The 16,933-nt window shown below is 61.4% G+C and carries 14 protein-coding genes; 11 read left to right on the top strand and 3 right to left on the bottom strand.

The annotated features are described in order from the left end of the window. Positions 1–48 precede the first annotated feature (48 nt). Positions 49–522 (bottom strand): GNAT family N-acetyltransferase, encoded by a 474-nt coding sequence (locus QZR30_RS01750; protein ID WP_046071237.1) that lies wholly within the window; start codon positions 520–522, stop codon positions 49–51. A gap of 108 nt (positions 523–630) precedes the next feature. Then, entirely contained in the window at positions 631–1,971 is a 1,341-nt protein-coding gene (rimO, locus tag QZR30_RS01745; RefSeq protein WP_005785474.1) for a 30S ribosomal protein S12 methylthiotransferase RimO, read from the bottom strand. 289 nt (positions 1,972–2,260) lie between these two features. Here rimO and QZR30_RS01740 point away from each other — a divergent pair, with 289 nt between their 5' ends. The 4 genes from QZR30_RS01740 (at position 2,261) to QZR30_RS01725 (ending at position 6,510) form a co-directional block, all read left to right on the top strand. Beyond that, positions 2,261–4,162 carry a potassium transporter Kup gene (locus tag QZR30_RS01740; RefSeq protein WP_046071238.1) on the top strand — a complete coding sequence of 634 codons (1,902 nt, stop codon included), beginning with the start codon at positions 2,261–2,263 and terminating at the stop codon, positions 4,160–4,162. Between the two features lie 211 nt (positions 4,163–4,373). After that, a complete protein-coding gene (locus QZR30_RS01735) occupies positions 4,374–5,480 on the top strand; it encodes an NADH:flavin oxidoreductase/NADH oxidase (protein ID WP_046071239.1) in 1,107 nt (368 codons plus the stop codon). Between the two features lie 103 nt (positions 5,481–5,583). After that, a complete protein-coding gene (locus QZR30_RS01730; protein ID WP_046071240.1) occupies positions 5,584–6,120 on the top strand; it encodes a GNAT family N-acetyltransferase in 537 nt (178 codons plus the stop codon). Positions 6,121–6,324: 204 nt separating this feature from the next. Continuing rightward, entirely contained in the window at positions 6,325–6,510 is a 186-nt protein-coding gene (locus QZR30_RS01725; protein ID WP_043051506.1) for a hypothetical protein, read from the top strand. 53 nt (positions 6,511–6,563) lie between these two features. Here the strand turns inward: QZR30_RS01725 and QZR30_RS01720 are convergent, their stop codons facing one another. After that, on the bottom strand, positions 6,564–8,189 hold the full coding sequence (locus QZR30_RS01720; RefSeq protein ID WP_046071241.1) for a glucan biosynthesis protein D: 1,626 nt from the start codon (positions 8,187–8,189) through the stop codon (positions 6,564–6,566). 304 nt (positions 8,190–8,493) lie between these two features. On the opposite strand from QZR30_RS01720, the gene QZR30_RS01715 reads away from it, so the two are divergent. The 7 genes from QZR30_RS01715 (at position 8,494) to QZR30_RS01685 (ending at position 16,896) form a co-directional block, all read left to right on the top strand. Beyond that, on the top strand, positions 8,494–9,201 hold the full coding sequence (locus tag QZR30_RS01715) for a tellurite resistance TerB family protein (protein WP_046071242.1): 708 nt from the start codon (positions 8,494–8,496) through the stop codon (positions 9,199–9,201). A gap of 339 nt (positions 9,202–9,540) precedes the next feature. After that, positions 9,541–11,163 (top strand): methyl-accepting chemotaxis protein, encoded by a 1,623-nt coding sequence (locus tag QZR30_RS01710; RefSeq protein ID WP_046071243.1) that lies wholly within the window; start codon positions 9,541–9,543, stop codon positions 11,161–11,163. After that, a complete protein-coding gene (locus QZR30_RS01705; protein WP_046071244.1) occupies positions 11,163–11,675 on the top strand; it encodes a chemotaxis protein CheW in 513 nt (170 codons plus the stop codon). The genes QZR30_RS01710 and QZR30_RS01705 overlap by 1 nt, the downstream gene beginning before the upstream one ends. After that, on the top strand, positions 11,672–12,931 hold the full coding sequence (locus QZR30_RS01700) for a CheR family methyltransferase (protein ID WP_068966403.1): 1,260 nt from the start codon (positions 11,672–11,674) through the stop codon (positions 12,929–12,931). Before QZR30_RS01705 ends, QZR30_RS01700 begins: the two co-directional genes overlap by 4 nt. Next, positions 12,924–13,625: a chemotaxis protein CheW gene (locus QZR30_RS01695; protein ID WP_046071246.1), complete on the top strand. Its 702-nt coding sequence runs from the start codon at positions 12,924–12,926 to the stop codon at positions 13,623–13,625. The genes QZR30_RS01700 and QZR30_RS01695 overlap by 8 nt, the downstream gene beginning before the upstream one ends. Further along, positions 13,622–15,889, top strand: a complete 2,268-nt coding sequence (locus QZR30_RS01690) for a hybrid sensor histidine kinase/response regulator (protein WP_046071247.1) — start codon at positions 13,622–13,624, stop codon at positions 15,887–15,889. The genes QZR30_RS01695 and QZR30_RS01690 overlap by 4 nt, the downstream gene beginning before the upstream one ends. Next, positions 15,886–16,896: a chemotaxis response regulator protein-glutamate methylesterase gene (locus QZR30_RS01685; RefSeq protein WP_046071248.1), complete on the top strand. Its 1,011-nt coding sequence runs from the start codon at positions 15,886–15,888 to the stop codon at positions 16,894–16,896. The genes QZR30_RS01690 and QZR30_RS01685 overlap by 4 nt, the downstream gene beginning before the upstream one ends. The last annotated feature ends 37 nt before the right edge of the window (positions 16,897–16,933 follow it).

Genomic DNA, 16,933 nt, shown 5'->3' with positions numbered 1-16,933 from the left:
GCGGCTATTGTACCTGCCTGGCGCCGGTTAATCCCGAGCCCATTTCATTTAGCCCTGGTGCGCCTGTTGTTGCGCCTGGCGCAAACGCATATGCAGCAGCGGGTAAGGCTGGCCAAGGCCGTCATGCTCAGTGCGTCCGATCACCTCAAAGCCTTGCTTTAAGTAAAAGCCCAGGGCCTGGGGGTTTTGTTCGTTGACGTCCAGTTCCTCGGCGTTCATATGTTCGATCGCATAGGTCAGTAGTTGGCGGCCCAGACCCTGGCCTCGGTGTTGCGGGTCGATAAACAGCATCTCCACTTTGCCCGCCGCCACGCCCGCGAACCCGGTGATGTGTTGGCATGAGTCCTTGGTGCAGACCAGCATCACCGCATCCAGGTAGCGGGTCAGCACCAGGTTTTTCAGCAAGTCTATATAGCTGTCCGGCAGGAAGTCGTGGGTGGCGCGTACCGAAGCTTCCCAGATCTGCGTCAGGCGCGCGTAGTCGCTGTTTTTAGGTGTGTGGATAACCGAATGCTGATGCATGCCCGCTGCCCCTTGCCGTAATTGGCGTTGATGGGCAAAACGATAGCCCGAAAAAAGCCCCGCATCTTGTCAGAAACGGGGCTTTTTCAAAATATTGCGCAAACCCGATCAGTCGCGCTTTTCAGCCCACAAGTCATACTCGTCGGCGTCGGTCACGGTGCACCAGACCTTGTCGCCCGGCTTCAAGCCGCTGGCGTCGTCGATAAACACGTTGCCGTCGATTTCCGGCGCATCGAAGAAGCAGCGGCCAACTGCGCCTTGCTCGTCGACTTCGTCGATCAGCACTTCGATTTCCTTGCCGATACGCAGTTGCAGACGCGCCGAGCTGATTGCCTGCTGGTGCGCCATGAAACGCTCCCAACGGTCTTGCTTAACGTCGTCCGGCACCACGGCCAGGTCCAGCAGGTTGGCGGGAGCGCCTTCCACCGGCGAGTACTGGAAGCAGCCAACGCGGTCCAGCTGCGCTTCGGTCAGCCAGTCGAGCAGGTACTGGAAATCTTCTTCGGTCTCGCCGGGGAAGCCGACGATGAAGGTGGAACGGATGATCAGTTCCGGGCAGATCTCGCGCCAGTTCTTGATCCGCGCCAGGGTCTTGTCTTCGAAGGCCGGGCGTTTCATGGCCTTGAGCACTTTCGGGCTGGCGTGCTGGAACGGGATGTCCAGGTACGGCAGGATCTTGCCGGCGGCCATCAGCGGGATCAGCTCATCAACGTGCGGGTACGGGTAAACGTAGTGCAGGCGCACCCACACACCCAGGCTGCTCAAGGCTTCGCAGAGTTCGGTCATACGGGTTTTCACCGGCGCGCCGTTCCAGAAGCCGGTGCGGTATTTCACATCGACGCCGTAGGCGCTGGTGTCCTGGGAGATCACCAGCAGTTCCTTGACGCCGGACTTGACCAGGCGTTGGGCCTCGTCGAGCACGTCACCGACCGGGCGGCTCACCAGTTTGCCGCGCATCGACGGGATGATGCAGAAGCTGCAACTGTGGTTGCAGCCTTCGGAAATCTTCAGGTACGCGTAATGGCGCGGGGTCAGCTTGATGCCTTGGGGCGGCACCAGGTCGATCAACGGGTTGTGGTCCTGACGTGGAGGCACCACGTCGTGCACGGCGTTGACCACCTGCTCGTACTGCTGCGGGCCGGTCACGGCGAGCACGCTCGGGTGCACGTTGCGGATATTGCCTTCTTCCACACCCATGCAGCCGGTCACGATGACCTTGCCGTTTTCCTTGATGGCTTCGCCAATCACTTCCAGCGACTCGGCTTTAGCCGAGTCGATGAAGCCGCAGGTGTTGACCACCACCACGTCGGCGTCCTGGTAAGTGGACACAACGTCATAGCCTTCCATGCGCAGTTGCGTGAGGATGCGCTCGGAGTCAACCAGAGCCTTCGGGCAACCCAGGGAAACAAAGCCAACCTTGGGGTTGGCTTTTGCGATGGTGGTGGACATGTCTAACCTCGGTATTGAATGACGCTGCCGGTCGTGCACGACAAGGCAGCGGAAGGGCGCTTGGTGCGCCTCTGATCAAAAAGTGCGCAATTCTAGCGACGGGCAACGCACTTGACCAGCTTTATGCAGGGAAATGCGACGAGTGCTGCGCTATGCTTCGCGCCGTTGCGCATGGGCAAAGCCCTTGGGTCAATAAAACGTCTGTTACGAGAAGTAAAACAGCGCATGCTAGGGTCAGCTTAGACGTGCTGTTTATAAAAGACCTCGGGTCAAAGGGCAGGAGTGGTTGATGGGTCAGGCAAGTAGTCAGGCAGCAGGTGCCGAGCATTCAAACGCCAAGCCGATTGGCATGTTGGTGGCAGCGGTCGGGGTGGTTTATGGCGATATCGGGACCAGCCCGCTCTACACCCTTAAAGAGGTATTCAACGGCGGTTATGGCGTGCAGGTCAACCATGACGGCGTCTTGGGGATTCTGGCACTGATCTTTTGGTCGCTGATCTGGGTGGTGTCGATCAAGTACATGCTGTTCGTGCTGCGCGCCGACAACCAGGGCGAAGGCGGCATCATGGCGCTCACCGCACTGGCGCGGCGAGCGGCCGGGGAGCGTGCAAAACTGCGCAGTTTCCTGGTGGTGTGCGGCCTGTGTGGCGCGGCACTGTTCTATGGCGACAGCATGATCACCCCGGCCATTTCCGTGTTGTCGGCCATCGAAGGCCTGGAGCTAGCGTTCGATGGCCTGGAAAAATGGGTGGTGCCCATCGCATTGATTGTGCTGGTGGCGCTGTTCCTGATTCAGAAGCACGGCACCGATCGCATCGGCAAGCTGTTCGGCCCGGTAATGGTCACCTGGTTCCTGGTGCTGGGAGGGCTGGGTGTGTACGGCATCCTGCAGCAGCCCGAAGTGCTGAATGCACTGAACCCGGCATGGGGCGTGCGCTTCTTTATGGTGCACCCCGGTATCGGCGTGGCGATTCTCGGCGCGGTGGTGCTGGCCTTGACCGGTGCCGAAGCGCTGTATGCCGACATGGGCCACTTCGGCCGCAAACCCATTGCCCGTGCCTGGTTCATCTTGGTGCTGCCGGCGCTGGTACTCAACTATTTCGGCCAGGGCGCCATGCTGCTGGGCGATCCGGAAGCCGCACGCAACCCGTTCTACCTGCTGGCGCCGAGCTGGGCGCTGATCCCGCTGGTGGGCTTGTCCACACTGGCTACGGTGATTGCATCCCAGGCGGTGATCTCTGGTGCGTTCTCATTGACCCGCCAGGCGATCCAGCTTGGTTACATCCCGCGTATGCATATCCAACACACCTCCAGCGCCGAGCAGGGCCAGATCTACATCGGCGCCGTGAACTGGTCGCTGATGGTGGGGGTGATCCTGCTGGTGTTGGGCTTCGAGTCCTCCGGCGCCCTGGCTTCGGCCTACGGCGTAGCGGTGACGGGCACCATGCTGATGACCACGATCCTGGTGTCGGCGGTCATGCTGCTGCTGTGGAAATGGCCACCGGTGCTGGCTGTGCCGGTATTGCTTTGCTGCCTGTTGGTGGACGGCCTGTTCTTCGCGGCCAATGTGCCCAAGGTGATCCAGGGTGGCGCCTTTCCGGTGTTGGCGGGGATCGTCTTGTTTGTGTTGATGACCACCTGGAAGCGCGGCAAGCAATTGCTGGTCGAGCGCCTCGACGAAGGCGGTTTGCCGTTGCCGATTTTTATCAACAGCATCCGCGTGCAGCCGCCCCATCGCGTGCAGGGGACTGCGGTATTCCTCACCGCACGCCCGGATGCGGTGCCCCATGCGCTGTTGCACAACCTGCTGCATAACCAGGTGTTGCACGAGCAGGTGGTGTTGCTGACGGTGGTCTACGAAGACATTCCAAGGGTGCCCGCCGCACGGCGCTTCGAGGTGGATTCCTACGGCGAAGGCTTCTTCCGCGTGATCCTGCACTTCGGTTTTACCGACGAGCCGGATGTGCCCGAAGCACTGAAGCTGTGCCATCTGGATGAGCTGGATTTCAGCCCGATGCGCACCACCTATTTCCTCAGCCGCGAAACGGTGATCGCCTCGCGTATCAAGGGCATGGCCCGCTGGCGCGAAGCCCTGTTCGCCTTCATGTTGAAGAACGCCAACGGCAACCTGCGCTTCTTCAAGTTGCCGGTAAACCGCGTGATCGAGCTGGGCACCCAGGTCGAAATGTAAGGCGCTGCACTACGGGAGCCGGCAATCGGCTCCCGCTTTCCTTTCTGAACCCTGTGCTATCGATAGTTGTCGACTAGGCTGGTAGGAGCGAGCTTGCTCGCGAAAAACGTCAACGATAACGCGTTAATGCTGGATAAACGCAGCGCCTAAGAGGCCTTCGCGAGCAAGCTCGCTCCTACAGAAATGTCTAGAAACCCAGAAGAGGTGCGCCATGAGTCAGCTGCTCGAACCCTATACCCTGCGCCAATTGACCCTGCTTAACCGCATCGCGGTCTCGCCGATGTGCCAATACTCAAGCGACGATGGCCTGGCCAACGACTGGCACCTGGTGCATCTCGGCAGCCGCGCCGTGGGGGGCGCCGGGCTGATTTTCACCGAAGCCACCGCCGTGACGGCCGACGGGCGCATCACCGCCCAGGACCTGGGCCTGTGGAATGACGCCCAGATCGAACCGCTGCAGCGCATCACGCGCTTTATCGCGGCCCAGGGGGCGGTAGCGGGTATTCAGCTGGCCCATGCCGGACGCAAGGCCAGTACCCATCGGCCCTGGATCGGCAAGCATGGGAGTGTCAAGCCGGGGGAGGGGGGCTGGGTGCCGGTGGGCCCATCACCGATTGCCTTCGACCCGAATCACACCCAGCCCAAGCCACTGGACGAAGGGCAGATCCAGCAAGTAATCGCCGATTTTGTCGCTGCCGCCAAGCGCGCCTTGACCGCAGGCTTTGAAGTCGTGGAGATCCATGCTGCCCATGGATACCTGCTGCACCAATTTCTCTCGCCGATCAGCAACCAGCGGCAGGACCACTACGGTGGGTCGTTCGAAAACCGCATTCGCCTGGTGCTTGAGGTAACCCAAGCCGTGCGCGCCGCATGGCCTCAGGAGTTGCCGCTGTTTGTGCGGGTGTCGGCCACCGATTGGGTAGAAGACGGCTGGAACCCGGATGAAACCGTGGAGCTGGCGCGCCGCCTGAAAGACCTGGGCGTCGACCTGATCGACGTGTCGTCCGGGGGCACCGCCGCCAACGCCGAGATCCCCACCGGCCCCGGCTACCAGACGCGCTTCGCCGAGCGGGTACGCAAGGAGTCGGGCATCGCCACCGGCACGGTCGGCATGATCACCGAACCGGCCCAGGCCGAGCACATCCTGCGCACTTGCCAGGCTGACATTATCTTCCTGGCCCGTGAATTGTTGCGCGACCCGTACTGGCCGCTACATGCCGACGATGACCTGGGTGGGCGCAAGGCCATCTGGCCGGCGCAATACCAGCGGGCGACCCATCGCGACCAGCCGATCCATGAGTCGGACCTGCGCGACTGATCTTGCACACGGCCCTGCCAGACCCACCCTGACACGGTGGGTTTTTTCTTGCCCGCGTTTGAAGGAAGGCTGATCCTTGGTGGTCGTGAAGCAGGAGACCCCTATGCTGGTGGAACGCGCATTAACCGAAAACGATATCCCCTTGCTGGCAACCATCGACCGTACGGAACTGATCCAGGCGTGCTATCGCATGGATCGCGGCGAACTGGTGTTATATGCCGCGCACCATGATATGCGCGGCTGGCCCGAAGGCGAGGCCGAGCAGGATGCGGTGGCTCTGCGGGCCTGCCTCCAGCGTGGCGGATGGTTGTGGGGCGTATTTGACGGCCAGGCGCTGGTCGCCGCAGCGGTGGTGGATAATCGGACTTTCCATCATCAAGGCCTGCTGATGCGGCAGTTGAAGTTCCTGCATGTCAGTCACGCGGCCCGTGGCTCGGGCCTGGGCAGTCGATTGTTGGTGCTGGCCTGCGAGCACGGCCGGCAAGTGGGAGCTCAAGCGCTGTATATCTCGGCCACGTCGTCGCGTAACACCGTGGACTTTTACCTGCGCCATGGTTGCCGACTGTTGCAGCAACCTCATGCTGAGCTGTATGCACAGGAACCGTTAGACATTCACCTGTATCGACCACTGTGTGAGTAACGGCTGTAGGGTTTTGTTACCCAGGCTATTTTTTTAAGTTAATACTCTAAAAAAATCCCACGTGCGACGAGATAGTTTCTAAGATTAGGGTAAGTCTGGTTCCTGGCCCAGGGAGGCAGGTTGCTTGTCCACGAAAGCGTTGCGCTTCGGGGAGTTGGTAAGTGGGCACCAGGAGTATTTGACTGATATCAGGAGTAACAGTCCATGGCCAAGTCCTATGGCGTAGCGGGTGCGGTGGCGTCTTTCCTCAGCCGCCGGATGTCCTTGCGGGATCGCAGGTTGAGTTCGGATGAAATGGAGCTGCTGGCCCAGTATCGGGCGCTGACCGAAAGCGATCAGGTGGCGATGCGGTACTTGATTGGTGCGATGAAAAGCGTATCGCGCTTCTGAGCTATATACGATCACTCCCACGTTCTCGCGTGGGAATGATCGCGAAGCTCACCTCAGGTGTACTTGCGCTGCTCCGGCGCAGGCGGGAAGTACTGATAGAGCCAGGTTTCGCTCAAGGTTCGGTCCTGTGTGCGAATAAACAGGCGCAGCTCCACCGGCTCCACGCTGTCGCTGGTGGGGTACCAGTCGAACAGGATGCGATAGCCCTTGATATTTTCCAGCACCAGCACGCTGAAATCCTTTACCTCACCATGGGAGCAGGTCACCACCGGTTCGATGCCGGTGCCCGCCGGCAGGCGATCCAGGCCGCCGCCCTTGAAGTCGACGGCGAAACGCCGTGCCCACACCTGCGGGTAATGCTCGCCGGGCGCCCAGCCCTCGGTAAATCCACCCATGCCCGAACGAGTCGCGTCGACCTGTGCCAGCGGCGTGCTCACCGGCGGCAATGCGCTCCAGTACAGCTTGTAGCCATAATTGAGCGAATCACCGGCGGCCACGGGATTTTTCGGGGTCCAGAAGGCCACGATGTTGTCCAGGGTTTCTCCGGTGGTGGGGATTTCCAGCAGGTCGATCGAGCCTTCGCCCCACGCAGTGGTAGGTTCTACCCATAGGCTGGGGCGCTTGCTGTACCAGTCGACGGTGTCCTGGTAGCTGGCGAATTCATGATCGGTCTGCACCAGGCCGAAGCCTTTGGGGTCGGTGTCGGCGAATGCATTGAATTGCAGCTTGGCCGGGTTGTTCAGCGGGCGGCAGATCCACTCGCCATTGCCGCGCCACATGGCCAGGCGGTCCGAATCGTGGATTTGCGGGTGGATGGTGTCGCACATGCGCCGCTCGTGGGTACCGCAGCTGAACATGCTGGTCATCGGCGCGATGCCCAGTTGTTCGATGGCGGTGCGGGCATTGATATGCGCATCGATCGCCATCACCACCTGATTGGCCTGGCAGTCGATATCGAAACGGTAGGCGCCAGTGGCGCTTGGCGAGTCGAGCAGGGCATAGACCACAAAACGCGTGGCGTTCTTGTCCGGGGTTTCGAACCAGAACTGCGTGAAATCGGGGAATTCTTCGCGTTTTTTCGCGTAGGTATCAATCGCCAGGCCACGAGCCGAGAGGCCGTATTGGCCGGTGGAGTCCACTGCGCGGAAGTAGCTGGCGCCGAGAAACGACAGCACGTCATGGCGGTCCAGTTCCGGCGCCTTGAACAGCTTGAAGCCGGAAAAGCCCAGGTCGCCGGTCAGTTGCTTGGTGTCCACCGTGGTTTTTTCATAGTTGAACAACGAAGGGCGGAAATGCACTTCGCGGGCCTCGCGGGTCTTTGGATCGACACTGTGCATGCGCACCGGCGTCTTGAAGCCCATGCCGACGTGGAAGAACTGCACGTCGAGTTGGCCGTTCAGCTCTTTCCACAATGAATGGTTGCCGTCATAGCCAATGGCATTGAAATTCTGCGGGGTCATGCTTGCCAGGGTCGGTGGCAGTACCTGTTTAGTGTCCTGATAGCCACGGGTGGCCAATTGCTTGGCTTGCGCCTTGAGCGATTCGAAATCGAACGCCACGGCCTTGCCATCGGCGGCCCGGTTCCCGGCCCAAGCCTGCGCGGCCAACAGGCCACTGGCCGACAAACCGGTGTAAGCCGCAATGGCCATGGATGCTTTGAGCAAATTCCTGCGGTGCATAGAGACAACCTGTCGTGAGCAAATCCCGCGCCGTTCCTGGCACGTAATGGATCAGAAATAACGGTTCGGACATGCCTTCGGCCAAACGCAACGGACATTAAACAGACGCCGGATAGCTTAAGCGGTTCGATGCTTAAGGAAAAATGATTGATGGCGTGATGATGGCGTTGCATGTGCAACAAGACATTTCCAGCATGGCAGTCAAACGTTACATCTGGAAGCACTCTAGATCGTGGCTCTTTGGCACTTAGTTTTACGCTGAGGGCCTACTGTTCCTACCAACTCAAGTGTCTGGAGGCTATAAATGAATACCCGTGGATTGCTCGATCAGTTGCTCAAGTCTGGCCAGGACATGTTGCAAAACAAGGCTGGTGGCCAGGGGAAGTCCAATGACAAAGGCGCCCTGGGTGGCTTGCTCGGCGGTGGCGGGCTCGGCAGCCTGCTCGGCGGTGCCGGCGGCGGCGCCCTGGCAGCCGGGGCCATGGGCCTGTTGCTGGGTAACAAAAAGGCGCGCAAATTCGGCGGCAAGGCCCTGACCTACGGCGGCCTGGCGGCACTGGGTGTGATTGCCTACAAGGCCTACGGCAACTGGCAGGCCCAGCAGGCCAGCGCCCCCCAGGGCGAGCCACAAACCATCGACCGTCTGCCTCCGGCCCAGGTCGAGCAACACAGCCAGGGCATCCTCAAGGCCCTGGTGGCGGCGGCCAAGGCTGACGGGCATGTGGATGAACGCGAACGTGCGTTGATCGAAGGGGAATTCACCAAGCTGGATAATGACCAGGAACTGCAGCACTGGCTGCATGCCGAACTCAACAAGCCCCTGGACCCTGCGGACGTCGCCCGCGCCGCCAGCACCCCGGAAATGGCTGCCGAGATGTACATCGCCAGCGTGATGCTGGTGGACGAGGAGAACTTCATGGAGAAGTCCTATCTGGACGAATTGGCTCGCCAACTGAAGCTTGAGCCGGGGTTGAAGCTGGAGTTGGAAAAGCAAGTACGGCTCAACACATAAGTTAAGGCAGCCGGCACAACTTTGTAGGCCAACGGTAAGCACGATGTGAGGCGGGCCGCTCTTGATCTTTCCTTTGATCATGATCTCAGGCGTCCCGCCTCTGTATCCCGGCCGACCCCAAGGCCGCCATCGGGGGCAAGCCCCCTCCCACATTTGAACTGAGGACCGTCAGTTAGATCTGCGTGGGCTTTCGGGCCTACGAGGGAGCAAGGTCCATCGCCGCAGGTGATATCCATCCTACATTTTCATTCTGTGCACGCGCCCTCAAAAGCGTTGATAAACGCAGGCATCCGCTCAGCTATACTCCCCTCCATTTGAATGGCTCTGCGAGGAATTACTGTGAAGAACTGGACCCTGCGCCAAAGGATTTTGGCGAGCTTTGCGGTAATCATCGCGATCATGCTACTGATGGTGGTGCTCTCGTATTCGCGACTGCTGAAGATCGAAGCCAGCGAAAATTCAGTCCGTGACGATGCCGTGCCAGGGGTGTTTTTCAGCTCGATGATTCGCAGTGCCTGGGTCGACAGCTACCTGCAGACCCAGGAATTGGTCGGGATCCACGAGAACCAGAGGATTTCCGAGGAAGACAAGCAGGACTACAAGTCGTTCGAGGCGCGGCTTGAGCAGCACATGGCCAGCTACGCGGGGACGATCAATATCACCCAGGATCGCACCCAATTCGATGCCTTCGAAAAATTGCATCAGAGTTACAACGGGATTCTTGCCCAGGTCCTGGCGGCCCATCAAAACAACAACCCGGCTGAGGCGCTGAGACTGTTCAACGAGCAACTGACGCCTGCCTGGACCGCAGGCCGCATGAAGCTCAACGACATCATCAATGAGAACAAACAGGTTGCTGACAATGCCACGGCCGCCATCGATGATGCCGTTGCGGCCGCAAAGGTCAGCATGGGCGTCTCGCTGCTGCTGGCGATTCTCGCCGCCGCGTTGTGCGGCCTGTTGTTGATGCGCGCGATCATGGCGCCGATGCAGCGCATCGTCGAGATCCTCGAAGTCATGCGCACCGGTGACCTGAGCAAGCGCCTGAACCTGGAGCGCAAGGACGAATTCAACGTTGTCGAAACCGGCTTCAACGACATGATGACCGAACTGACCGCCCTGGTATCCCAGGCGCAACGTTCGTCGGTGCAAGTCACCACTTCGGTTACCGAGATTGCTGCGACCTCCAAGCAGCAACAGGCCACCGCCACAGAAACCGCAGCCACCACCACCGAAATCGGCGCCACGTCCCGCGAGATCGCTGCTACCTCCAAGGACCTGGTCCGCACCATGACCGAAGTGTCCACCGCCGCCGACCAGGCCTCGGTTGCCGCCGGTTCAGGCCAGCAGGGTCTGGCGCGCATGGAAGAAACCATGCACTCGGTGATGGGCGCCGCCGATCTGGTCAACGCCAAGCTGGCGATCCTCAACGAGAAGGCCGGCAATATCAATCAGGTGGTGGTGACCATCGTCAAGGTGGCTGACCAGACCAACCTGTTGTCGCTCAACGCCGCCATCGAGGCTGAGAAAGCCGGTGAGTACGGTCGCGGTTTTGCCGTGGTAGCCACCGAAGTGCGCCGCCTGGCCGACCAGACCGCCGTGGCCACCTACGACATCGAGCAAATGGTGCGTGAGATCCAGTCGGCAGTGTCGGCGGGGGTGATGGGCATGGACAAGTTCTCCGAGGAAGTACGCCGGGGCATGTTCGAAGTGCAGCAAGTCGGCGAGCAGTTGTCGCAGATCATCCATCAGGTCCAGGCCCTGGCGCCGCGGGTGTTGATGGTCAACGAGGGCATGCAGGCCCAGGCCACCGGCGCCGAACAGATCAACCACGCGCTGGTGCAGTTGGGCGATGCCAGCAGCCAGACCGTCGAATCCCTGCGCCAGGCAAGCTTCGCCATTGATGAACTGAGCCAGGTTGCGGTCGGTCTGCGCAGCGGCGTGTCGCGTTTCAAAGTCTGATGAGCGATCTCGCGGCTAAGCGCGGCGCCGTTCCGGCAGCGAAAAAAGCGTTGTTCCTGGTGTTCCACATCGGCAACGACCGCTTTGCCCTGAAAGCCACCGAAGTGGCGGAGGTGCTGCCGCGGCTGCCACTCAAACCCATCGCCCATGCGCCCGTGTGGGTGGCGGGTATCTTCGCCCATCGCGGGGCGCTGGTGCCGGTGATTGACTTGAGCGCCCTGACCTTCGGCACCTCGGCCCAGGCTCGCACCAGCACACGGCTGGTGTTGGTCAATTACCAGCCGCAGCCCTGGAGCCAGGCGCGCTGGTTGGGGCTGATCCTGGAACAGGCCACCGACACCCTGCGTTGCGACCCCGCCGAGTTCCAGCCCTATGGCTTGGACAACCAGCAGGCGCCGTACCTGGGGCCGGTGCGCGAGGATGCCCAGGGCTTGATGCAGTGGATTGGCGTCGCCGAGCTGCTGACCGCTGAAGTGCGTGCCTTGTTGTTTTCTGCCGAGTTGAGTTTATGAGCAGCGACCCGCGTTTTTCGGCGTTCTTGAAAGAGCGCATCGGCTTGGACGTTGCCTCGGTGGGCGAGGCGATCATCGAGCGTGCCGTGCGCCAGCGTTGCCAGTCATCCCAGGCACAGTCGGTGGAGGCTTACTGGCAGCACCTGCAAAATTCCCACGACGAGCAGCAGGCGCTGATCGAAGCGGTGATCGTGCCCGAGACCTGGTTTTTTCGCTATCCCGAATCCTTTGCAACCCTGGCTCGCCTGGCCCAGGTGCGCCTGGCCGAAATCAAGCAAATGCGCGCCCTGCGCATTCTCAGCCTGCCGTGTTCTACCGGCGAAGAGCCCTATTCGATTGCCATGGCCTTGCTCGACGCGGGCTTGGCGCCCCATCAGTTCAAGGTGCAGGGGATGGACGTCAGCCCCCTGTCGGTAGAGCGTGCGCGGCGCGGTGTGTACGGCAAGAACTCGTTTCGCGGCGCCGATCTTGAGTTTCGCGACCGCCACTTCACCGAAGAGGCGGGCGGTTACCGCATCGCCGACCGGGTGCGCGAGCAAGTTCGCCTGCAAGTTGGCAACTTGCTCGACCCGACACTGCTGGCCAACGAGCCCACCTATGACTTTGTGTTTTGCCGCAACCTGCTGATCTATTTCGACCAGCCGACCCAAAAGCAAGTCTTTGACGTGCTCAAGGAACTCACCCACGTGGACGGCGTGCTGTTTATCGGCCCGGCCGAGGGTAGCCTGCTGGGGCGCCACGGCATGCGTTCGATTGGGGTGCCGCAATCTTTTGCCTTCAGCCGGCATGTAGAACAGACACCGCCGGCACCGGTATTTGTACCCATGCCCGCGCCAACGCCGCAACGCAGCGCGGCACCGATACCGCCCAAGCCGCGTCCGTTCAGCAAGCCCCGCCCGCCAGAGCCACCGGCCAAAGTGCCACACACCGATGCCGGCGAGCTGCTCAGCCAGATCGCGACCCTGGCCAATGAAGGCAAAAGTGCCGAGGCTCGTGCCGCCTGCGAGCGCTATTTGAGCAGCCATCCACCGGCCGCCCAGGTGTTCTACTGGCTGGGGCTGCTCAGCGATGTGGCCGGCAGCGCCCTGGAGGCCCAGGGATATTACCGCAAAGCCTTGTACCTGGAACCGCAGCATCCGCAGGCCTTGATGCATCTGGCTGCGCTGCTCGAGTCCCAGGGCGACAGTGCGGGGGCGCGTCGTCTTCAGGCGCGCGCCGCCCGTAGCGAGCTGACAGTGAGTCCAAACCATGAGTAGCCCTGACGCGCTCGACACCGCAGGCCTGGACCTGACGCTGACCGATACCCAAGCCATCGACGACTGCTGGAATCGCATCGGCATTCATGGCGACAAGTCTTGCCCATTGCTGGCTGAGCACATTCACTGCCGCAATTGCTCGGTGTACTCGGCCGCCGCCACGCGCCTGCTGGACCGCTATGCGCTGCAGCAGGACGATCATCGCCCCCAGGCTGCCGTCGAAGCGGATAACGAGGCAGTCACCCGATCACTTTTGATGTTCCGCCTCGGCGAGGAATGGCTCGGTATTGCTACCCGCTGCCTGGTGGAAGTGGCGCCATTGCAGCCGATCCACTCCCTGCCGCACCAGCGTTCCCGGGCGCTGCTGGGCGTGGCCAATGTGCGCGGCGCGTTGGTGGCGTGCCTGTCACTGGTAGAACTGCTGGGCCTGGACAGTACCAGTGCCGGTGCCAGCGGCGCGCGTATCATGCCGCGCATGTTGATCATTGCGGCTCAGGACGGCCCGGTGGTCGTGCCGGTGGACGAAGTGGATGGCATCCATGCCATCGATGAACGCACCCTGAAGGCGGCGTCGGCCTCCGGTACCCAGGCCAGCGCACGCTACACCCAGGGCGTGTTGCAGTGGAAAGGCCGCAGCCTGCGCTGGCTGGACGAAGCGCAATTGTTGTCCGCCGTGACTCGGAGCCTCGCATGACCCCCGACCAGATGCGCGATGCCTCGCTGTTGGAACTGTTCAGCCTGGAGGCCGATGCGCAGACCCAGGTATTGAGCGCGGGCCTTTTGGCCCTGGAGCGCAATCCAACCCAGGCCGACCAGCTCGAAGCCTGCATGCGCGCCGCGCACTCGCTCAAGGGCGCGGCGCGGATTGTCGGCGTGGATGCCGGGGTCAGCGTCGCCCACGTCATGGAAGATTGCCTGGTCAGTGCCCAGGAAGGCCGACTGTATCTGCAGCCCGAACACATCGACGCGTTGCTGCAAGGCACCGACCTGCTGATGCGTATCGCCTCACCGGGCAATGATGTGGGGGCGACGGATATCAAGGTGTATGTGGCGCTGATGGAGCGCTTGCTTGATCCGACACAGCCCACCGCCATGCGTGCGCCAAAGCCCGAGCCTGCACCTATCGTTGAAGAAGTGCCGCAGCAACCGGAGCCCGCACCACCGGTCAGCAGTGAAGCGCCGCGCCAGAACAAACGCATGACTGAAGGCGGCGAGCGCGTACTGCGGGTGACGGCCGAGCGCTTGAACAGCTTGTTGGACCTGTCCAGCAAGTCCCTGGTGGAAACCCAGCGGCTCAAGCCGTACCTGGCGAGCATGCAACGCCTCAAGCGCATTCAAAGCAACGGCTTGCGCGCCCTGGATACCTTGGACGGCCAGCTCAAGGCCCTGGACTTGAGCCTGGAAGCCCAGGAGGCCCTGGCCGACACCCGTCGCTTGTTGAGCGAAGCCCAGGCGCTGCTGGCGGAAAAACACGCCGAGCTGGACGAGTTCGGCTGGCAGGCCGGGCAGCGTGCCCAGGTGCTCTACGACACCGCGTTGGCCTGCCGCATGCGCCCGTTTGCTGACGTGCTGGCCGGGCAGGTGCGCATGGTGCGTGACCTGGGCCGCAGCCTGGGCAAGCAAGTACGCCTGGAGATCGAGGGCGAGAAGACCCAGGTCGACCGTGACGTACTGGAAAAACTTGAAGCGCCGCTCACCCATTTATTACGCAATGCCGTCGACCACGGTATCGAAACCCCCGAGCAACGCGTGCTGGCAGGCAAACCCGCCGAAGGCCTGATCCGCCTGCGCGCGTCCCACCAGGCCGGACTGCTGGTGCTGGAGTTGAGCGATGACGGCAACGGTGTCGACCTCGAGCGCCTGCGGGGCGCCATCGTCGACCGGCACCTGTCGCCGGTGGAAACCGCACTGCGCTTGAGCGAAGAGGAACTGCTGACGTTCCTGTTCCTGCCCGGTTTCAGCCTGCGCGACAAGGTTACCGAAGTGTCCGGGCGCGGCGTAGGCCTGGACGCGGTGCAGCATATGGTCCGGCAACTACGCGGCGCGGTGGTGCTGGAGCAGACGGCGGGGCAGGGCAGCCGCTTCCACCTGGAAGTACCGTTGACCTTGTCGGTGGTGCGCAGCCTGGTAGTGGAAGTGGGCGAAGAAGCCTATGCCTTTCCGCTGGCCCATATCGAACGCATGTGCGACCTGGCGCCCGACGACATTGTGCAATTGGAGGGTCGCCAGCACTTTTGGCATGAGGGCCGGCACGTTGGCCTGGTAGCCGCCAGCCAGTTGTTGCAACGCCCGCCGGGGCAAACCCCATCAGATACCTTGAAAGTGGTGGTGATCCGCGAGCGTGACGCGGTGTACGGGATTGCCGTGGAGCGCTTTATCGGTGAGCGCACCCTGGTGGTGTTGCCCCTGGATGATCGCCTGGGCAAGGTTCAGGACATCTCTGCCGGGGCCCTGCTCGATGACGGCTCGGTGGTGTTGATCGTCGACGTCGAAGACATGCTGCGTTCGGTGGACAAACTGCTCAATACCGGCCGCCTGGAGCGTATCGCCCGGCGTAGCCAGCAGGCCAGCGAAGCACCGCGCAAGCGCGTACTGGTGGTGGACGATTCGCTGACCGTACGCGAGCTGCAGCGCAAATTATTACTCAATCGTGGTTATGAAGTGGCTGTTGCGGTCGATGGCATGGATGGCTGGAACGCATTGCGTTCCGAGGACTTCGACCTGCTTATCACTGACATTGATATGCCTCGCATGGACGGTATTGAATTGGTCACACTCTTGCGTCGTGACAGTCGCCTGCAATCGTTGCCGGTGATGGTGGTTTCCTACAAGGATCGTGAAGAAGACCGGCGCCGTGGGCTCGACGCCGGTGCCGACTATTATCTAGCCAAAGCCAGTTTCCATGACGACGCCTTGCTCGACGCCGTGGTTGAACTGATCGGAGGCGCCCGGACATGAGGATTGCGATCGTCAACGACATGCCTCTGGCCGTGGAGGCATTGCGTCGTGCCTTGAGTTTCGAGCCCGCCCATGAGGTGGTGTGGGTGGCCAGCAATGGCCTGGAAGCGGTGCAGCGTTGCGCCGAACTGACCCCGGACCTGATCCTGATGGACCTGATCATGCCGGTCATGGATGGGGTGGAAGCTACCCGCCAGATCATGGCCGACACGCCATGCCCAATCGTGATCGTCACGGTCGACCGCCAGGCCAACGTCAGCCGCGTATTCGAGGCCATGGGCCATGGCGCCCTGGACGTGGTGGATACGCCGGCGCTGGGTGTGGGCAACCCCAAGGATGCGGCCGCGCCGTTGTTGCGCAAGATCCTCAATATCGGCTGGCTGGTCGGCCAGCGCGGCAGTCGCGTGCGTGTCGAAACCCCGACGCAGCGCATCACTGGCAAGCGTCAACGGTTGGTGGCCATTGGTTCTTCGGCCGGTGGGCCGGCGGCCCTGGAGATCCTGCTCAAGGGCTTGCCGCGCAATTTCCCCGCCGCCATCGTGCTGGTGCAGCACGTGGACCAGGTGTTCGCCGCGGGCATGGCCGAATGGTTGAGCAGCGCCTCCGGCCTGCCGGTACGCCTGGCCTGTGAAGGCGAGCCGCCGCAAACCGGGGTGGTATTGCTGGCCGGTACCAACCACCATATTCGCTTGTTGAAAAATGGCACGCTAGCCTATACGGCAGAGCCGGTGAACGAGATCTACCGGCCTTCCATCGACGTATTTTTCGAAAGCGTTGCCAGCCATTGGAACGGCGATGCCGTCGGTGTCTTGCTGACCGGCATGGGGCGCGATGGCGCCCAGGGCCTCAAGTTAATGCGGGAACAAGGATATTTGACCATCGCCCAGGACCAGCAGAGTTCGGCGGTGTATGGCATGCCCAAAGCGGCAGCGGCGATCGACGCTGCTGTTGAAATTCGCCCACTGGATAGAATTGCGCCCCGATTGCTGGAGGTTTTTGCCAAATGAACAAAAATCTCCCGCCGTGCTGGCTTGCAGGTAGTAA

The organism is Pseudomonas sp. rhizo25, from assembly GCF_031931935.1.
Lineage (GTDB): Bacteria > Pseudomonadota > Gammaproteobacteria > Pseudomonadales > Pseudomonadaceae > Aquipseudomonas > Aquipseudomonas synxantha.
The sequence above is the reverse complement of the archived record's forward strand: the minus strand, read 5'-3'. Positions and strand labels throughout refer to the sequence as shown.

Excerpts from the sequence above, each read along its gene's own strand:
- QZR30_RS01730 (WP_046071240.1), top strand. The coding sequence starts at position 5,584 with ATGCTGGTGGAACGCGCATTAACCGAAAACGATATCCCCTTGCTGGCA.
- QZR30_RS01750 (WP_046071237.1), bottom strand. The coding sequence starts at position 522 with ATGCATCAGCATTCGGTTATCCACACACCTAAAAACAGCGACTACGCG.
- rimO (WP_005785474.1), bottom strand. The coding sequence starts at position 1,971 with ATGTCCACCACCATCGCAAAAGCCAACCCCAAGGTTGGCTTTGTTTCC.
- QZR30_RS01735 (WP_046071239.1), top strand. The coding sequence starts at position 4,374 with ATGAGTCAGCTGCTCGAACCCTATACCCTGCGCCAATTGACCCTGCTT.
- QZR30_RS01705 (WP_046071244.1), top strand. The coding sequence starts at position 11,163 with ATGAGCGATCTCGCGGCTAAGCGCGGCGCCGTTCCGGCAGCGAAAAAA.
- QZR30_RS01690 (WP_046071247.1), top strand. The coding sequence starts at position 13,622 with ATGACCCCCGACCAGATGCGCGATGCCTCGCTGTTGGAACTGTTCAGC.
- QZR30_RS01720 (WP_046071241.1), bottom strand. The coding sequence starts at position 8,189 with ATGCACCGCAGGAATTTGCTCAAAGCATCCATGGCCATTGCGGCTTAC.
- QZR30_RS01700 (WP_068966403.1), top strand. The coding sequence starts at position 11,672 with ATGAGCAGCGACCCGCGTTTTTCGGCGTTCTTGAAAGAGCGCATCGGC.
- QZR30_RS01740 (WP_046071238.1), top strand. The coding sequence starts at position 2,261 with ATGGGTCAGGCAAGTAGTCAGGCAGCAGGTGCCGAGCATTCAAACGCC.
- QZR30_RS01685 (WP_046071248.1), top strand. The coding sequence starts at position 15,886 with ATGAGGATTGCGATCGTCAACGACATGCCTCTGGCCGTGGAGGCATTG.
- QZR30_RS01695 (WP_046071246.1), top strand. The coding sequence starts at position 12,924 with ATGAGTAGCCCTGACGCGCTCGACACCGCAGGCCTGGACCTGACGCTG.
- QZR30_RS01715 (WP_046071242.1), top strand. The coding sequence starts at position 8,494 with ATGAATACCCGTGGATTGCTCGATCAGTTGCTCAAGTCTGGCCAGGAC.
- QZR30_RS01725 (WP_043051506.1), top strand. The coding sequence starts at position 6,325 with ATGGCCAAGTCCTATGGCGTAGCGGGTGCGGTGGCGTCTTTCCTCAGC.